At 64.3% G+C, this 15,871-nt stretch carries 16 protein-coding genes; 13 read left to right on the top strand and 3 right to left on the bottom strand.

What is annotated here, in order from left to right:
• Window positions 1-2 precede the first annotated feature (2 nt).
• The 6 genes from G584_RS0101595 to G584_RS0101570 all read left to right on the top strand — a co-directional run bounded on the left by G584_RS0101595 (window position 3) and on the right by G584_RS0101570 (window position 5,823).
• On the top strand, window positions 3-767 hold the full coding sequence (locus tag G584_RS0101595; protein ID WP_028493035.1) for an ABC transporter substrate-binding protein: 765 nt from the start codon (window positions 3-5) through the stop codon (window positions 765-767).
• A 56-nt stretch (window positions 768-823) separates the two neighbouring features.
• A complete protein-coding gene (locus G584_RS0101590) occupies window positions 824-1,612 on the top strand; it encodes an amino acid ABC transporter permease (protein WP_028493034.1) in 789 nt (262 codons plus the stop codon).
• A gap of 61 nt (window positions 1,613-1,673) precedes the next feature.
• Window positions 1,674-2,624: a TAXI family TRAP transporter solute-binding subunit gene (locus tag G584_RS0101585; RefSeq protein WP_028493033.1), complete on the top strand. Its 951-nt coding sequence runs from the start codon at window positions 1,674-1,676 to the stop codon at window positions 2,622-2,624.
• 55 nt (window positions 2,625-2,679) lie between these two features.
• Window positions 2,680-4,653 carry a TRAP transporter permease gene (locus G584_RS0101580; RefSeq protein WP_028493032.1) on the top strand — a complete coding sequence of 658 codons (1,974 nt, stop codon included), beginning with the start codon at window positions 2,680-2,682 and terminating at the stop codon, window positions 4,651-4,653.
• A complete protein-coding gene (locus tag G584_RS0101575; RefSeq protein WP_038050624.1) occupies window positions 4,650-5,393 on the top strand; it encodes an amino acid ABC transporter ATP-binding protein in 744 nt (247 codons plus the stop codon). The genes G584_RS0101580 and G584_RS0101575 overlap by 4 nt, the downstream gene beginning before the upstream one ends.
• A gap of 4 nt (window positions 5,394-5,397) precedes the next feature.
• A complete protein-coding gene (locus G584_RS0101570; protein ID WP_028493030.1) occupies window positions 5,398-5,823 on the top strand; it encodes a hypothetical protein in 426 nt (141 codons plus the stop codon).
• Window positions 5,824-5,826: 3 nt separating this feature from the next.
• On the opposite strand, the gene G584_RS0101565 is transcribed toward G584_RS0101570, so the two are convergent.
• Entirely contained in the window at window positions 5,827-6,666 is an 840-nt protein-coding gene (locus G584_RS0101565) for a patatin-like phospholipase family protein (RefSeq protein WP_028493029.1), read from the bottom strand.
• A gap of 55 nt (window positions 6,667-6,721) precedes the next feature.
• On the opposite strand from G584_RS0101565, the gene trpC reads away from it, so the two are divergent.
• The 5 genes from trpC to G584_RS0101540 are packed head-to-tail and all read left to right on the top strand — an operon-like array spanning window position 6,722 to window position 11,204.
• Entirely contained in the window at window positions 6,722-7,489 is a 768-nt protein-coding gene (gene trpC, locus G584_RS0101560) for an indole-3-glycerol phosphate synthase TrpC (RefSeq protein ID WP_026329106.1), read from the top strand.
• A gap of 4 nt (window positions 7,490-7,493) precedes the next feature.
• On the top strand, window positions 7,494-8,204 hold the full coding sequence (gene hisA / locus G584_RS0101555) for a 1-(5-phosphoribosyl)-5-[(5-phosphoribosylamino)methylideneamino]imidazole-4-carboxamide isomerase (RefSeq protein WP_019551444.1): 711 nt from the start codon (window positions 7,494-7,496) through the stop codon (window positions 8,202-8,204).
• Window positions 8,205-8,208: 4 nt separating this feature from the next.
• A complete protein-coding gene (locus G584_RS0101550) occupies window positions 8,209-8,523 on the top strand; it encodes a LapA family protein (protein ID WP_019551445.1) in 315 nt (104 codons plus the stop codon).
• Window positions 8,524-8,568: 45 nt separating this feature from the next.
• Window positions 8,569-10,626, top strand: a complete 2,058-nt coding sequence (locus G584_RS0101545; RefSeq protein WP_028493028.1) for a single-stranded-DNA-specific exonuclease RecJ — start codon at window positions 8,569-8,571, stop codon at window positions 10,624-10,626.
• A gap of 14 nt (window positions 10,627-10,640) precedes the next feature.
• Window positions 10,641-11,204, top strand: a complete 564-nt coding sequence (locus G584_RS0101540) for a DUF6812 domain-containing protein (protein ID WP_028493027.1) — start codon at window positions 10,641-10,643, stop codon at window positions 11,202-11,204.
• Here the strand turns inward: G584_RS0101540 and G584_RS0101535 are convergent.
• Window positions 11,188-13,776: a valine--tRNA ligase gene (locus tag G584_RS0101535; protein WP_028493026.1), complete on the bottom strand. Its 2,589-nt coding sequence runs from the start codon at window positions 13,774-13,776 to the stop codon at window positions 11,188-11,190. The two genes, G584_RS0101540 and G584_RS0101535, sit on opposite strands and share 17 nt — an antisense overlap.
• 63 nt (window positions 13,777-13,839) lie before the next feature.
• On the opposite strand from G584_RS0101535, the gene G584_RS12595 reads away from it, so the two are divergent.
• The gene (locus G584_RS12595; RefSeq protein WP_019551449.1) at window positions 13,840-13,992 is read left to right on the top strand and encodes a hypothetical protein; all 153 of its coding nucleotides are present in this window, start codon (window positions 13,840-13,842) and stop codon (window positions 13,990-13,992) included.
• A gap of 122 nt (window positions 13,993-14,114) precedes the next feature.
• Here G584_RS12595 and G584_RS0101525 read toward each other — a convergent pair whose 3' ends face one another.
• On the bottom strand, window positions 14,115-14,720 hold the full coding sequence (locus G584_RS0101525) for a hypothetical protein (RefSeq protein ID WP_028493025.1): 606 nt from the start codon (window positions 14,718-14,720) through the stop codon (window positions 14,115-14,117).
• A 97-nt stretch (window positions 14,721-14,817) separates the two neighbouring features.
• Between G584_RS0101525 and G584_RS0101520 the strand changes: the two genes are divergently transcribed.
• Window positions 14,818-15,870: an Mrp/NBP35 family ATP-binding protein gene (locus G584_RS0101520; RefSeq protein ID WP_028493024.1), complete on the top strand. Its 1,053-nt coding sequence runs from the start codon at window positions 14,818-14,820 to the stop codon at window positions 15,868-15,870.
• Window position 15,871: the final 1 nt, after the last annotated feature.

Below are 15,871 nucleotides of genomic sequence, written 5' to 3'. Positions count from 1 at the left end.
GCATGAAAAGGATTCTTTTGCTGCTTGGGGTACTAGGGTTGGCCGTGGCCTTCGCCCAGGTGCGGACCTTGGACCAGATCAAGCGCTCGGGTGAGATCCGCATCGGTACCGAAGGGGCCTTTCCTCCCTTCAACTACTTTGACGAGAAAAATCAGCTCACGGGCTTTGAGGTGGACTTGGGTAACGCTATCGCCAAAAAGCTGGGGCTGAAGCCCGTATGGATCACCCAGGCCTTTGATAGCCTTCTTATCCAGCTGAACCAGGGCCGGTTTGACTTCGTGATCGCCTCCCACGGCATCACCGAGGAGCGGGCCAAGGCCGTGGACTTCACCAACCCCCATTACTGCACGGGCGGCATCCTCGTGAGCAAGAAGGGAGGCCCCAAGACGCCCAAGGAACTCCAGGGCAAGGTGGTAGGGGTGCAGATCGGCACCACCTATATGGAAGCTGCTCAGAAGATCCCCGGCATCAAGCAGGTCCGCACCTACCAGAAGGATCCCGATGCCCTTCAAGACCTCCTTTCGGGCCGTTTGGACGCTTGGATTACGGACCGCTTCGTGGCCAAGGAGGCCATCAAGGAGCGGAAGTTGGAGAATACCCTCCAGCTTGGGGAGCTGGTTTTCCAGGAAAGGGTGGCCATGGCGGTGGCCAAGGGCAATAAGAGCGTGCTCCAGGCTCTTAACCAGGCCCTGGCCGACCTGATGAAGGACGGTACCTACGCCCAGATCAGCAAGAAGTGGTTCGGCGAGGACGTGCGCTGTAGGTAAGCCAGTCCCGGGCCCGGGGTAAAGGGGTTGCCCTGGGCCCTTTTCCTGCCGTGAAGATGCCATCTTGGTTGCGGGTCTTTTTGCTCCTAGCCCTTCTCCTTGGGGGGTATTTCGGCCTGTTCGCCCTTCTGGGCGTGGTGCTGGAGCGCTACTTCCTTCTTACCGGCTTTGGGCCTGACCGGGCGGCTTCCGCGGGCCAGGCCATGGCCTTGGGTGCGGAGATCACCTTAAAGCTCACCTTGATCTCCAGCCTAGCAGGGCTGGTCATCGGGGTGTTCGCCGGGATGTTCCGCCTATCCCGGCGCCTGTGGGTGCGGCTTCCCGCCAGCTTTTACATCTGGGTTACCCGGGGCACGCCCCTTTTGGTGCAGATCCTCTTTGCCTACAATGCCTTGCCCCTCTTGCTCCAGCCCCTCTGGCCCGAGGCCCAGCAGGTTCTCACCCCCTACTGGGCGGCCTTTATCGCCCTTTCCTTCAACGTGGGGGCGTATAACGCCGAGGTGGTCCGGGCGGGCATCCAGGCCATTCCCAAGGGGCAGTGGGAGGCCGCTTGGTCCCTTGGGCTTTCCCCGGCGGACACCATGCGCTTCGTGATCCTGCCCCAGGCCTTGCGCATTGTGGTACCTCCCTTGGTCAACAACGTGGTGGCCCTTCTCAAGGATTCCTCCCTGGCCAGCGTTATCGCCCTTACCGAGCTGGCCCTCTCCGGGCAACGCATCATCTCGGCCACCTTCCGGCCCGTGGAGGTTTACCTAGCGGTGGCGGCCATTTACCTCCTCCTGACCACCGTGCTCACCTTCTTCACAAACCTTTTGGAGCGGAGGCTCCAGGTGGCGGGGAGGTAGGGCTTGTGGAGGGGAAGGGGCTACGGGTATACTGCCTGCGGCATAAAGGAGGTGTAAGGTTATGTGGCTGAGGAATACGTTATTGGCAGGGATCGCCTTCCTGGGCTTGGGCCTAGCCCAGGAGTTCGTCACCATCGGCTCGGGCGCCACCACGGGGGTCTACTTTCCCGTGGCCACGGGCATGGCCAAGCTGGTGAACGATGCGGGCGTGGGCATTCGGGCCAACGCCCGTTCCACTGGGGGCAGCGTGGCCAACATCAACGCCATCGCCGCCGGGGAGTTCGAGATGGCCTTGGCGCAAAACGACATCGCCTACTACGCCTATCAGGGATGTTGCATCGCTGCCTTTGATGGGAAGCCGGTGAAGGGCATCCGCGCTTTGGCGGCCCTTTACCCTGAGGTCATCCATATCGTGGCCCGGGCGGACGCAGGCATCCGCACCGTGGCGGACCTCAAGGGCAAGCGGGTGGTGGTGGGCGATGTGGGCTCGGGTACCGAGCAAAATGCCCGGCAGATCCTCGAGGCCTACGGCCTCCGGTTTGAAGACCTGGGCCAGGCCATCCGGGTGAGCGCCACCCAGGGCATCCAGCTCATGCAGGATAAGCGGGCGGATGCCCTCTTCTACACGGTGGGCCTGGGGGCCAGCGCCATCCAGCAACTGGCCCTCACCACCCCCATCACCCTGGTGGCGGTGGACCTGGGCAAGATCCAGGCCATTGCCAAGAAGTACCCCTTCTACGTGGGCTTCAACATCCCCGGGGGTACCTACAAGGGGGTGGAGGTCACCACGCCCACGGTGGCGGTGCAGGCCATGCTGATCGCCTCGGAGAAGCTATCCCCCGATACCGTGTACAAGTTCATGAAGGCGGTGTTCGGCAACCAGGAGGCCTTCAAGAAGATCCACCCCAACCTGGAGCGCTTCTTCAGCCTCCAGAAGGCGGTGAAGGGCCTGCCCATTCCCCTCCACCCTGGTGCGGAGCGGTTCTACAAGGAGGTAGGAGTCCTCAAGTAGGCTCTTGGCTGAGCCCAGGGGGCCCCGCCTGGGGCCCCCTTTGCCTGGAGGAAGTATGGAGAAGGACGCCTCGCTTTTGGTGGAGGAAACCGAGCTAGGAGGGCGAAGGCCCAAGGGAGCAGGCCGGTATGTGCTCTTCGGCCTGGGGGTGGCTTGGAGCCTCTTTCAGCTTTGGGCCACCGAGCTGGGTACCCTGGACCCCATGCGGCTCAGGGCGGTGCACCTGGCCTTCGCCTTGGCCCTAGCCTTTTTGGCCTACCCGGGGAGGCGGGGACCACGGGAGCGCATTCCCCTCCTGGACTGGGGCATGGCCCTCTTGGGAGTAGCCGGGGCCCTCTACGTGGTCTGGGATTACTACGGGATCACCCAGCTCCGGGGAGGTATCCCCAGCCAGCGGGATGTCTTCATGGGGACCCTGACCCTTGGGGTTCTCTTCCTGGCTGCCTGGCGGGTGGTGGGGCCTGCGCTGCCCATCATTGCCTCGGTGTTCGTCCTCTACGCCCTTACCGGGCCCAAGGGGCTTCTGCCCTTTACCCTTCCCTCCTGGCTCCAGCTCCATGCGGGCAGCCAGTGGGGGCAGCTCATGGGGCAGCTCTACACCACCGCGGAGGGCATCTGGGGGGTACCCTTGGGGGTTTCCGCCACCTTTGTGTTTCTCTTCGTCCTCTTTGGCGCGCTCTTGGAAAGGGCTGGGGCGGGGCATTTCTTCATCCAGGTGGCCTACGCCCTGTTGGGCCACTTCCGCGGGGGGCCCGCCAAGGCGGCGGTGGTGGCCAGCGCCCTCACGGGGGTGGTTTCGGGCAGTTCCGTTTCCAACGTGGTCACCACGGGCACCTTCACCATCCCCTTGATGAAGCGGGTGGGGTATCCGCCGGAGAAAGCCGGGGCAGTGGAGGTGGCCTCCTCCTCCAACGGGCAGCTCATGCCTCCGGTCATGGGGGCTGCGGCCTTCATCATGGCGGAGTTCCTGGGCATCCCCTATAGCCAGCTCATCCTGATCGCGGTCATCCCCGCCATTCTGGCCTATGCCACCCTTTTCATCACCGTGCACCTCGAGGCCCTGCAGCTGGGCCTCAAGGGGGTACCCAGGTCGGAGCTACCCCCCGTGGGTCCTATTCTCCGCTCGGGCCTCCACTACCTTTTGCCCCTTGTCTACCTGATCTACGCCCTGGTGGCCCTGCGCCTGACCCCCGAGCGGGCAGCCTTGAACACCATCTTCCTCATGCTGGTCCTCATCCTGGTCCAGGAGGTGTGGCGGGCCTATCGGGCGGGAACCGGGCTCGGCTTCGGCCTTCTTAAGGGGGGAAGGCTCATTCTGGAGGGCCTCGAGGCGGGCGCCCGGGGCATGGTGGGCATCGCCTTGGCCACGGCCAGCGCCGGGGTCATCGTGGGCATCGTCACCATGACCGGGATTGGCTTTGGCCTCACGGACATCGTGGAACGCTTATCGGGGGGGAATCTGATCCTGGTTCTCATCCTGGCCCAGCTCACCAGCCTCCTTCTCGGGATGGGCCTTCCCACCACCGCCAACTACATCGTCATGGCCTCCTTGGTGGTGCCGGTGGTGCTTCAGCTGGCGGAGAAAGCGGGCTATGCGGTGCCGCCCGTGGCCGCCCACATGTTCGTCTTCTACTTCGGCATCATGGCGGACTCCACGCCCCCAGTGGCCTTGGCCGCCTATGCCGCCAGCGCCATCGCCAGGTCCGATTTCTGGAAGACGGCGGTTCAGGGCTTCGTGTACGAGCTTCGCACCGCCCTCCTCGCCTACATGTTCTTCTTCAGCCCCAAGCTCCTCCTTTTGGGGGTGGAAAGCGTGGCGGAGGGGGTGTGGATCGTTCTTTCCGCCCTCTTGGGCATGACGGCCTTCAGCGCCAGCCTGGTGGGCTTCCTGCACAAGCGCACCACCCTCTTGGAGAGGGCCCTGCTCATGGCGGCGGCCCTCACCTTGGTGATACCGGGTCTTCTCACGGATGCCATCGGTCTAGCCCTCTTCCTCCTGGTCTACGCCATGCAACGGGTGCGAAAATGAAGGCGGTGGACCCCATCATCCGCATCCACAACCTGCAGAAGTGGTTCGGTACCCTGCACGTGCTGAAGGGGATCCATTTGGAGGTGGCCCCTGGGGAGAAGCTGGTGATCATCGGTCCCTCGGGCTCGGGGAAGAGCACCCTGATCCGCTGCATCAACCGCCTGGAGGACTTCCAGGAGGGGGAGGTGGTGGTGGACGGCCACAACGTGAAGGAGGAGCGGGCCCTCAAGGAGGTGCGGCGGGAGGTGGGGATGGTCTTCCAGCAGTTCAACCTCTTCCCCCACATGACGGTGCTGGAGAACATCGTTCTGGCCCCCATGCGGGTGAGGGGCTGGACCCGGGAGCGGGCGGAGCGGAAGGCCTTGGAGCTTTTGGAGCGGGTGGGGATCCTGGACCAGGCGAGGAAGTACCCGGGGCAGTTATCCGGGGGCCAGCAGCAACGGGTGGCCATTGCCCGGGCCTTGGCCATGGAGCCCAAAGTGATGCTGTTTGACGAGCCCACCAGTGCGCTGGACCCGGAGATGGTGGGGGAGGTGTTGGACGTGATGCGGGACCTGGCCCGAGGGGGGATGACCATGCTGGTGGTGACCCACGAGATGGGGTTTGCCCGGGAGGTGGCGGACCGGGTGATCTTCATGGACGGGGGTCAGATTGTGGAGGAGGGGAGGCCGGAGGAGATCTTCTCCTCCCCCAGGGAGGGGAGGACCCGGGCCTTCCTGCAACGGGTCCTGCACCACTAGGCCCATGCCTGCACCCGAGCGCAAAGAAGGTCTTTGGGGGCTTTTGGAAGCCCTCCTGGATCCGAAGGCCCCTTCTTCCTTGCGCCTTCGGGGCCTTAGGCTTTATGCGGGTTTCCTCCTGGTTCTCCAAGGGGGGGTGCTCTTTCTCCTGGCCTGGGTGGTGCCCCGGGCATCCCACCCCCTGCTTTGGGCCTTGGCCCTGGGAGGCGCTTTATGGCTTCTTTTTCAGGCGGAGGCCAGTTGGCGGAGGGAAGGGGAGGAGCCCCTCACCCCCTTGCGGGTGGTGGGTTTGGGGGGAGCCCTCTTCTTCTTTTTGGGGGTGATGGGCCTCCTCCTTTGGCCAGGGGGTTTTCTGCTTTTTCTCCTGGGGGTCCTTGGGTTTTTGTACCTTTGGTCCCGCTCGGAACGGGCCTTGCTGGCCAGAAAGTAGTTTCTATTGGGAAAGCCTCAGGGCCCGGGCCACATCCTTTAGGCGCACCCGGGACAGGGCCTTGATCCTCTCGAGGTGTTCCCTGGCCCGCTTCTGCCCAAGCTGGTAAACCAAGGGGAGGGCCTCGTGGTCAAAGGTGTCGATGGCCATGGGGGGATTGAGGGCGATGACCAGGTCAGCTTCTTGCAGGGCCAGGTCCTTCAGGCGCCTACGGCTCGCCTCCCCGGCTAAAAGCGCTGCCTCCAGGGCTGTTTTTGGCCCTTCCTTGGGTGGAGGGTTGGATACATCCACGGCCACCACCTTGGGGAAAAGCTCCTTGGCCGCTCGCACCGGCACCTTTTCCACCACGTCTCCATCCACCAAAAGCCTTCCCCCCCAGGGCACGGGAGGGAAGAGGCCAGGAATGGCTATACTGGCGAGAACCGCCTTCCACACCGGGCCCTGGCGGAGGATTACCCGTTCCCCCGTGAGGAGGTCCGCCGCCTGGATGGCTAAGGGGATGGAGCTGGCCTCGAGGTGCGCCTCCCCGAAGAGGCGCTGTAACCCCAGGGCGATCCTTTCCGCTTCAAAAAGATGGGGGCGCCGGAAGGCGGTGAAGAGCCTGGCCAGGGTGCGGAGGTTTCCCCCCTGGCGGAGCCCGGCGATCTCCCGGTCAAAGATGGCCTCGTGAACCCTCCAGGGATCCTTGTGGCCGAAGGCGTAGGCGGCGGCCGCCAAGGCCCCGGCGGAGCTTCCCGCAAGGCCTCGGATGGGTATTCCGGCCTCCTCCAAAACCGCCAGCACCCCCAGGTGGGCGTACCCGCGCACGCCGCCCCCTCCTAAGGCCAAGGCTACCCCCCGCACAATCCTTACCCTACACGTAAAAAGGCAACGTATGAAGCCATGGTATAACGTGGGCATGCGCCCCCACTTGAGTAGGGTTCCCGGTGTGCTAGGGGAGATTGCCCGTAGGCGGGCGGAAGAGGTGGTTCCCTATCCCCTTCCCCCTGCTCCCGAGGCGGTGCCCTCCTTCCGGGAGGCCCTGCTTCAGCCAGGGCTTTCCGTGATCGCCGAGGTGAAGAAGTCGAGCCCCTCGGAAGGGGCCATAAGGGCGCTGGATCCCGTGGCAGCTTCCCTGGCCTACCAGCGGGGCGGGGCCAGGGCCATCAGCGTCCTCACCGAGCCCCATTACTTTGGGGGCAGCCTCGAGGACCTTCTTAGGGTCCGCCAGGCGGTGGACCTACCCCTGCTGCGCAAGGACTTCGTGGTGGATCCCTTCATGCTCAAGGAGGCCAGGGCCTACGGGGCCAGCGCGGTTCTCCTCATCGTGGCCCTTTTGGGGGAACTCACCGGGGTCTACCTGGAGGAGGCGAGGCGCATTGGCCTGGATGCCCTGGTGGAGGTGCACACGGAAAGGGAGCTGGAGCTGGCCCTCGAGGCGGGGGCGGAGATGGTGGGCATCAACAACCGGAACCTCACCACCCTGCAGATAGACCTCACCACGGCCCCGAGGCTTGGCCGCTTGGCCCGGGAGGCTGGCTTTGGCGGGGTTTTGGTGGCGGAGTCGGGCTATTCCCGCCGGGAGGAGCTGAAGCCCTTGGAGGGGCTTTTCGACGCCGTGCTCATCGGCACCAGCCTCATGAAAAGCCCCGATCTGGAGGAAGCCCTGAGGGCGCTGGTAGGATAGCCCCATGTTGCTGATTCCCGCCGTGGACCTGAAGGGGGGCAAGGTGGTCCGGCTTTACGAGGGGGACCCGGGGCGGGAAACCCCGTACGGGGATCCGGTGGCGGCCGCCTTGCGCTGGCAGGAAGAGGGGGCCAGGCTCCTGCACCTGGTGGACCTGGACCGGGCTCTGGGAAAGGGGGATAACCTCGAGGCCCTCCGGCGGATCGCCCAGGAGATACGCATTCCCTTTGAGGTGGGGGGTGGGGTGCGTTCCCTGGAGGTTCTCCGGGAGATCCTCCTGCTCGGGGCTTCCCGGGTGGTGGTGGGCACGGTGGCGGTGAAGCATCCTGCTCTCTTGGAAGCCATGTTGGCGGAGGTGGGGCCCGCAAGGCTAGCGGTGGCCTTGGATGCCCGGGGCCTCGAGGTGGTGGTCTCAGGTTGGCAGGAGGCTGCTTCCCTTTCCGCCCTGGACCTCCTTGGGCGTTGGGAAGCCATGGGGGTGCGCACGGTGATCTACACCGATGTGCGGCGGGATGGGACCCTGAAGGGCTTGGACCTGGAGGTGGTGGCCCGGGTACGGGAAGCCTGGCCCCATGAGCTCATCGCAGGCGGGGGGATCGCTGGCCCGGAGGACCTTCTGGGTTTAAAGCGCCTGGGGGTGGAGGGTGCCCTTTTGGGCAAGGCCCTCTACGAGGGGCGGGTGCGCCTTTCCGACTACAAAGAGGGGGTATTCTAAGGCCATGAAGCTGGCCCACTGGGTGTTTCTCCTCGTCACCTTGGGGGTGGCGGGAGCGGGGTTTTACCTGTACCTGGCCTTCCCCTTCCTGGAGGTGCCCACGCCCTTGGGTTCCTGGCCCCTTTACTACCTTCTTCCGGGGGCCTATGTCCTGGGGTTTTTGGTGGGGGGAGTGTATGCCCTGGTTCTTTGGCTTTGGGGCGTGGGGGAAAGGCGCGCCCTTCTCAGGGAGGTGCGGCGGCTTCAGGGCGAGGTCAACGCCTTAAAACGGGAACGTATTGAGGAGATTCCCAGAATCCCCGATCGGGAAGAGGTGTAGTATCCCCGCTCTGGGAGGATAGGGGAGGGAGGCTTAGGGGGTTATATGAAGGACCGGGTGCGCTGGCGTCTTCTTCCCTTGCCGCCCTTGAAGGAGTGGCGGGAGGTGATGGAGGCCTTTGGGGTGGGGCCGGAGGCTGCCTTGGCCTACTGGCACCGGGGGGTGCGCCGCCCGGAGGACCTGAAGCCTTCCCTGGGCCTTCTTCCCCTCAGGGGCCTGAAGGAGGCGGTGGAGCTTCTCCTTTGGGCGCTAGAGGGGAGGAAGCGCATCCGCATCCACGGGGACTACGATGCGGATGGCCTCACCGGGACCGCCATCCTGGTGCGGGGCCTCAGGGCCTTGGGGGCGGAGGTGCATCCCTTTATCCCCCATCGCCTCGAGGAAGGGTATGGAGTCCACCCCAAGCGCATCCCCGAGCACCTGGAAGCCGCCGATCTTTTCCTAACGGTGGACTGCGGTATCGCCAACCATGCCGAGCTTCGGGAGCTTGTGGAAAACGGGGTGGAGGTTCTGGTGACCGACCACCACACGCCCCGCGATACCCCTCCTCCGGGCCTCATCCTTCACCCCGCCTACACCCCGGACCTTAAGGAGCACCCCACGGGAGCCGGGGTGGCCTTCCTGCTTCTCTGGGCCCTCCATGAGCGGCTGGGCCTGCCCCCGCCCCTGGAGTATGCCGACCTGGCGGCGGTGGGCACCATCGCCGACGTGGCCCCCCTTTGGGGGTGGAACCGGGCGTTGGTGCGGGAAGGGCTTGAGCGCCTTAAGGACTCCCGCCTCTTGGGGCTTCGCCTTCTTGCGGAGAGCGTGGGTTACACCGGAAAGGCCCACGAGGTAGCCTTCCGCATCGCTCCCCGCATCAATGCGGCAAGCCGCCTGGGGGAGGCGGAGAAAGCCCTTAGGCTTCTTCTCACGGAGGACGAGGAGGAGGCTAAGGGTTTGGTGGAGGAGCTCAATCGGCTGAACACCCGCCGCCAGGCCATAGAGGAGGAGATGCTAAAAAGGCTTCTTCCCCAGGCTGACCCCGAGGCCAAGGCCATCGTTCTGCACGATCCCGAGGGGCACCCGGGGGTGATGGGCATCGTGGCGAGCCGCATCCTCGAGGCTACCTTGCGCCCGGTCTTCATCGTGGTCCAGGGGAAGGGCACGGTGCGAAGCCTCCCCCCCATCAGCGCCGTGGAGGCCTTAAGGAGTGCCGAGGACCTTCTTCTCCGCTATGGAGGCCACCGGGAGGCTGCGGGCTTTGCCGTGGATGAGGCTCATTTCCCCCGGTTTAAGGAGCGGATGGAGGCCTTTGCCGCCTCTTTCCCCGACCCTGTGCGGGAAGTGCCCTTGGTGGGGTTCTTGCCCCCTCAGTCCTTCCTCCCCGAGCTCTATGAAGCCCTGGTGGCCTTGGAGCCTTTTGGAGAGGGTAACCCCGAGCCCCTTTTCCTCCTAACCGGCTCCCCAGAGGAGGTCCGCTCCATGGGGGGTCAGCCTCAAAGGAGCCATCTGGGGGGCAAGCACCTCTCCTTCCGCCTGAGGGGGATTCGGGTGGTGGCCTGGCGCATGGGGGAGCGGGCGGCCGCTATGCCCTCGGAGTTGGAAGCCGCCGTCTTGCTGGTGGAAAACCGCTGGAACGGTACCGTGTCCTATGAGGCCCAGGCCTTGGACTTCCGGGAGCCAGGGGAGCTGGAGGGGGGGATATCCCCCTTTGCCTTTCCCATCTCCCTGGCGGAGGCCTTGGCCAGGGCCAAGATGGGGGAAGGGGTCTATGTTCCAGAGGAAAACCTCGAGGGACTGGAGTACGCGAAGAAGGCGGGGTTTCGCCTGCTGGCCCCGGAGGAGGCCTCCCTTTGGTTGGGCCTGCCGCCTTCTCCCGTGGGATCGGCCCGAAAGGGCTACGTTTGGGTACCCCGGGGGCCGGTGTATGTGGCCCTGGGGTCGGTTACCCAAAAGCGGCTCGCCGCCCTGCCTGTCCTCGACACCTGGGAAGGGCGGCTTAGGGCCTTGGTGGGGCAGAGGCTCCTCTTCGCCTATCAGCGAGGGCATGCCCCCCTTTTCAGCGAGGCTCTTTTGGCTTACTGGGCGGTTTTGTCCGATAGGGCAGATGCGTTGGTGTGAGCAGGGGGTGAAGGGTGTACAAGCAGCCGCGGGAAGTTCATGAGGCCAGGATCTACACTCAGGCTTACCGGGTCTACGGGCTCATCTACCTGGTGCCCGGGGCAGGCACCGCCGATCTTTTGAACCAGGAGAAGCCCTATCTTCCGGTCACTGGCGCCCTCCTTTACACCCCGGGCTACACCCATCCCCCGGAGGCCAAGGACCTCAAGGCCAGCACCGGATTCCTGGCCTTGCGCAAGGAGCGGATCCAGTGGGTGGTGGGTGGGAAGCCCAGCGAGCCCCGTACCAGCCCGTCCCTTTTGGAAAGGCGGAGGCTTGCCTTTCTCTATGGGGATTACCTCCTTGCGGGCGACCTTCTGCTTCCCCGGGGGGTCCGGCTTTCCGACCATCTTTCCCAAACCAAACCCTTCCAGACCCTCCTCGAGGCCAAGCTGTACGTCCTCACCCCCAACAAACCCATCGTGGACCTTACGCCTCTGGAAAGCTTTCCCTTCATTACTTTAAACCTGCGCCTGGCCGAGGCGGTGGCCGAGGCTCCGGGGGAGGCCCAAGACCCCCGGCTTACCCTATTTGGCTGAGGGCCTCCCGGATGCGCTCGATCTGGGCCAGGTTTTCCTTAAGCCTTTCCTCCTCGGCCTCCACCACCTCCTTGGGAGCCTTCTCCCGGAAGCCAGGGGCGGAAAGCTTTTTCTGGCTCCTTTCCGCCAGGGCCAGGAGTTCTTGCAGGCGCTTCTCCTGCCGACGCCTCCACTCCTCCACGTCCAGAAGGCCCTCCAAGGGCATGCGCACCGTCACCTTGGGCATGGCCTTCACCAGGGCCCTATTGGGCCGCTCGGATAACAGCTCGGCCCGGGCCAAGAAGCGGAAGACCTCCTGGTTTTCCACCACGGGCGTAGCTTCCCCTTCCAGGTAGACCCGCACCTCCTGGGCCAAGGGAAGCCCGGCTTCGGCCTTTAGGGCCCGCACCGCCGTTACCGCCTGCTTGAGGGCTTCAAACCGGGCTTCGGCTTCCTCGTCCGTGGCCTTGGGTTGGGGCCAGGCCTCGAGGGCCAGTTCCTCCTTGCCCGTGAGGGCCTGGTAGAGCTCGCTGGTGAGGAAGGGCATGATGGGGTGGAGGAGCTTCAGGAGGGTGGCGAGGGTTTCCTCGAGGGTGCGTAGGGTAAAGGCGTTTCCTGCCTTGAGGGCTGGCTTGCTGGCCTCCAGGTACCAGTCGCAGAACTCGCTCCAGACCAGCTCATACACCTCCCGGGCCGCCTGGGCCAGGTCCAGGGCCTCGTAAAGGGCAGTGATCTCCTTCACCCCTCGGCTCAGGCGGCTTTGCATGAAGCGGTCGGCCAGGGTGGGCTCTTCCGCCTTGGCCTGGAAGGCCTCCCGGCTCAGGAGCACAAAGCGAGCGGCATTATAGAGCTTGTTGGCGAAGTTCCGGGCCATTTCCAGCCAGCGGAGGTCCAGCCTGATGTCCTGGCCTCCGGTGGCCAGATAGGTGAGGGCAAAGCGGAGGGCGTCCGCTCCATAGCGCTCCACCATTTCCAGGGGATCTATGACGTTCCCCTTGGATTTGGACATCTTTTGTCCCTTCTCGTCCAGGACGAGGCCGTGGAGGAGTACGGTCTTAAAGGGCCTTTCCCCCCGGAAGTGGTAACCGGAGACCTCCATGCGGCTCACCCATAGGAAGAGGATGTCGTAGCCCGTGACCAGGACGTCCCCGGGGTAGAAGGCCTTAAGGTCCTCCGTTTCCTCGGGCCAACCCAGGGTGGAAAGGGGCCAAAGGGCCGAGGAGAACCAGGTGTCAAAGACGTCTTCATCCCGCTTGAGGTTTGGGCTTCCGCAGGCCTCGCAGGTGCTGGGGTCTTCCAGGTAGCGCTCGGGGTGGGGCACGTTCACCGCCTGGCAGTCCTGGCAGTACCAGGCAGGGATCTGGTGCCCCCACCAGAGCTGGCGGGAGATGTTCCAGTCCCGAACATTCTTTAGCCAGTCCAGGTTTACCTTCTTCCAGCGCTCGGGTACGAAGGCGATCTCATCCCGTTCCAGGCCCCTGATCACCTTTTCCGCCAGGGGCTTCATGGAAAGCCACCACTGGGGGAAGATGGCGTACTCCAAGGGGGTGCCGCAGCGGGAGCAGGTGGCCATCTGGATGGTGTAGTCCTCCTCCTTGAGAAGGTGCCCCGCTTCCCGGAAAAGCTCCACGGCCTTTTTCCTGGCCTCAAACCGGTCCAGGCCCCTTAGGGCTTCCGGCACCCGTTCCCCTTCCATACGCCCTTCCAAGTTGATGACGGAAACCGCCTCGAGTCCGTGCCGTTCCCCGATCTCGTAGTCCAAGGGGTCGTGCGCTGGGGTCACTTTGAGGGCCCCGGTACCGAACTCCCGCTCCACGGCACTGTCCGCCAGGATGGGGATCCAGATGCTCGTGAGGGGGATGCGGGCCTTTTTGCCGATAAGGTGCCGGTAGCGCTCGTCCTCGGGGTGGACGGCGATGGCCTGGTCAGCGAAGACGGTTTCCGGCCTTACGGTGGCGATGGCGATGCGTTCGCCGCCTTCCACCTCGTAGGCCAGGGTGTAGAGCTTGCCCGGGGTGGGCTCCGTTTCCACCTCCAGGTCCGAAAGCGTGGTCTCGCACCGGGGGCACCAGTTGACCAGGCGGGGGGCTCGGTAGGCCAGGCCCTCGTGATAGTAGCGGCTGAAGGCGTAGCGCACCGCCTTGGAGCGGACCTCATCCATGGTGAAGGCCTCCCGGCTCCAGTCGGCGCTGGCCCCAAGGCGTTTGAGTTGCTTTAGGATGGTACCCCCCGATTCCTCCTTCCACTCCCAAACCCGCTTCAGGAAGGCCTCCCGTCCCAGGTCGTGCCGGGTCTTGCCCTCCTTCAGGAGAAGCCTTTCCACCACCACCTGGGTGGCGATGCCCGCATGGTCGGTTCCGGGAAGCCACACGGCTTCATACCCTTGCATGCGCTTATAGCGGATGAGGGCATCCTGTAGGGAGTTGTCCAGGGCATGGCCCATGTGGAGGCTTCCCGTCACGTTGGGGGGTGGCATGAAGATGACGAAGGGGGTCTTGCCGCTTTTGGGGTTGGCCACGAAGGGGTTGTTCGCCCACTTCTCCGCCCACTTGGGTTCCACGGTCTTGGGGTCGTAGGCCTTGGGTAGGTCCATGCTGTCCGATAGTTTACCCAAGCTGGGTGGGGTGCGTTCAGGGGGTGTTAGGATGAGGTTGGCATGGGGGAAGTAGCTCGGGCCTTGCCCATGTCCTTCACTGCCTACCTAGAAATGGAGGAAGGAAGCCCCGTGCGCCATGGGCTGATGGGCGGTTTCCCCCACGCTATGGCCGGGACCAGCAAGACCCATAACCTCAGGCGTATCTTCTGGTGAGCACCCGGGAGCCGCGCCTGGAGCTTTACCGTAGGGGGGAAGGAGGCTTCAGGTGGGAGGCGTTACGCGGCGGGGCGGGTAGTTCTGCCTTGCCCGGAAGCGGCCTTGGACCTCGAAGCCCCCTACGAGGGCGTGGAGCTGGAAAGCGCATAGAGGTAGTAGTGGCCCTCCCCCAGGTCGAAGAAGGCATCCTCGTAGGCCAGGCCCTCTATCGGGGTTTCCCCAGGGATGGCCAGGAAGGTTTCCCCCACCCGGATCCCTTCCGGTTCCAGCTGGAGGATCCCCTGGGATACCTCCCTCGAATCCGCTTCGGGGTCGTTGATGGGTGTGTGGAGGAGCCGGACGGGAAGGCCCTCGAGGCTATGGAGGACGTTGCTGGGGTCCCGGAAGGGAGCCCGGTGGAGAAGGCGCTCCTCCACCAAGGCGATCTCCCCCAAAAGGGCATAGCGGTCCAGGGGCAAAAGGGCCTTGCCGCTTTCCAACAGGACCAGGAAGCGGGTGCGGTCCTCCGAGGAAAGGAGCACGGGAGCCTTGTTCCTTCCCACCTTGGGATCCTGGTCCAGCCTCTCCCCTTTAAGGAGGGTTTTGGCGGCCTCCAGGGCTTCCTCACGGGTTTTGTAAAGGCTATAGGGGTTGATCTTGAAGAGGAGATCGTAGCCCCTGGGTCCCTGAATCAGCCAGGCCAGGTGGAGTTCAAAGAAGGGTTGCTTCCGCCACTCGGGGTACATGCAAATCCATATTAGCCCAGGCCTCAGGAGGGTTTTGATGAAAACTGTGAGTCCCCCCCTTGCCCAAAACCATATCCGGGTATACCCTGAGCCCGGTATGGCGCTTACGGAAGAGCGGGTCCTCGAGGCCCTGCGCACGGTGATGGACCCCGAGCTGGGGAAAGACCTGGTTTCCTTGGGCATGGTGGGGGAGATAAATCTGGAGGGAGGCCGGGTGGACCTCCTGATCAACCTCACCACCCCCGCCTGTCCCTTAAAGGGCCAGATAGAAGCGGACATCAGGCGGGCCCTTCATCCTTTGGGGGTGGAGGAGGTGCGGGTGCGTTTCGGCGGTGGGGTTAAGGCTCCCGAGCAGTACCCCATCCCCGGGGTGAAGCACGTGGTGGCGGTGGGCTCCGGCAAGGGGGGGGTGGGCAAGAGCACCGTGGCCGCCAACCTGGCCCTGGCCCTCTTGCAGGAGGGGGCCCGGGTGGGCCTCTTGGACGCTGACCTCTACGGGCCCAGCCAGGCCAAGATGTTCAGCCTGGAGGGGGAGAGGCTCAAGGTGGACCAGCACCGGAAGATCCTTCCCCTCGAGGCCTTTGGCCTCAAGGTCCTGTCCATCGCCAACATCGTTCCCCCTGGCCAGGCCATGATCTGGCGGGGGCCCATTCTCCACGGAACCATCAAACAGTTTCTGGAGGAGGTGAACTGGGGGGAGCTGGACTACCTGGTGGTGGACCTACCCCCAGGTACCGGGGATGTGCAGCTTAGCCTGGCCCAGCTCACCAAGGTTTCCGGCGGGGTGATCGTGACCACCCCGCAGGAGGTGGCCCTAATCGATGCGGAAAGGGCTGCCGATATGTTCAAGAAGGTGCAGGTGCCCCTTTTGGGGGTACTGGAAAACATGAGCCACTTCCTCTGCCCCCACTGCGGAAAGCCCACCCCCATCTTTGGGGAAGGTGGGGGCCGGCGGCTTGCGGAAAAGCTCAAGACCCGCTTCCTAGGGGAGATTCCCCTTACCCTACCCTTGCGGGAGAGCGGGGATAGGGGAAGGCCCATCCTGGTGGAGAACCCGGAAGGCCCGGAGGCGGAGGCCTTCAGAAGGGCGGCCCGGGAGCTGGCGGCTGCCTTGAGCGTGCAAGCCTTTATCGCCTTGCCCATGGCCTGAT

Origin of the sequence: Thermus antranikianii DSM 12462 (assembly GCF_000423905.1) — a bacterium.
Classification (GTDB): Bacteria; Deinococcota; Deinococci; order Deinococcales; family Thermaceae; genus Thermus; species Thermus antranikianii.
This window is presented reverse-complemented; position numbering and strand designations above follow the sequence as displayed.

Coding starts and splice junctions, on each gene's coding strand:
- G584_RS0101580 (WP_028493032.1), top strand. CDS start 2,680: ATGGAGAAGGACGCCTCGCTTTTGGTGGAGGAAACCGAGCTAGGAGGG.
- G584_RS0101570 (WP_028493030.1), top strand. CDS start 5,398: ATGCCTGCACCCGAGCGCAAAGAAGGTCTTTGGGGGCTTTTGGAAGCC.
- G584_RS0101535 (WP_028493026.1), bottom strand. CDS start 13,776: ATGGACCTACCCAAGGCCTACGACCCCAAGACCGTGGAACCCAAGTGG.
- G584_RS0101585 (WP_028493033.1), top strand. CDS start 1,674: ATGTGGCTGAGGAATACGTTATTGGCAGGGATCGCCTTCCTGGGCTTG.
- G584_RS0101525 (WP_028493025.1), bottom strand. CDS start 14,720: ATGTACCCCGAGTGGCGGAAGCAACCCTTCTTTGAACTCCACCTGGCC.
- trpC (WP_026329106.1), top strand. CDS start 6,722: ATGCGCCCCCACTTGAGTAGGGTTCCCGGTGTGCTAGGGGAGATTGCC.
- G584_RS0101575 (WP_038050624.1), top strand. CDS start 4,650: ATGAAGGCGGTGGACCCCATCATCCGCATCCACAACCTGCAGAAGTGG.
- G584_RS0101545 (WP_028493028.1), top strand. CDS start 8,569: ATGAAGGACCGGGTGCGCTGGCGTCTTCTTCCCTTGCCGCCCTTGAAG.
- G584_RS0101520 (WP_028493024.1), top strand. CDS start 14,818: ATGGCGCTTACGGAAGAGCGGGTCCTCGAGGCCCTGCGCACGGTGATG.
- G584_RS12595 (WP_019551449.1), top strand. CDS start 13,840: ATGGGGGAAGTAGCTCGGGCCTTGCCCATGTCCTTCACTGCCTACCTA.
- hisA (WP_019551444.1), top strand. CDS start 7,494: ATGTTGCTGATTCCCGCCGTGGACCTGAAGGGGGGCAAGGTGGTCCGG.
- G584_RS0101595 (WP_028493035.1), top strand. CDS start 3: ATGAAAAGGATTCTTTTGCTGCTTGGGGTACTAGGGTTGGCCGTGGCC.
- G584_RS0101590 (WP_028493034.1), top strand. CDS start 824: ATGCCATCTTGGTTGCGGGTCTTTTTGCTCCTAGCCCTTCTCCTTGGG.
- G584_RS0101550 (WP_019551445.1), top strand. CDS start 8,209: ATGAAGCTGGCCCACTGGGTGTTTCTCCTCGTCACCTTGGGGGTGGCG.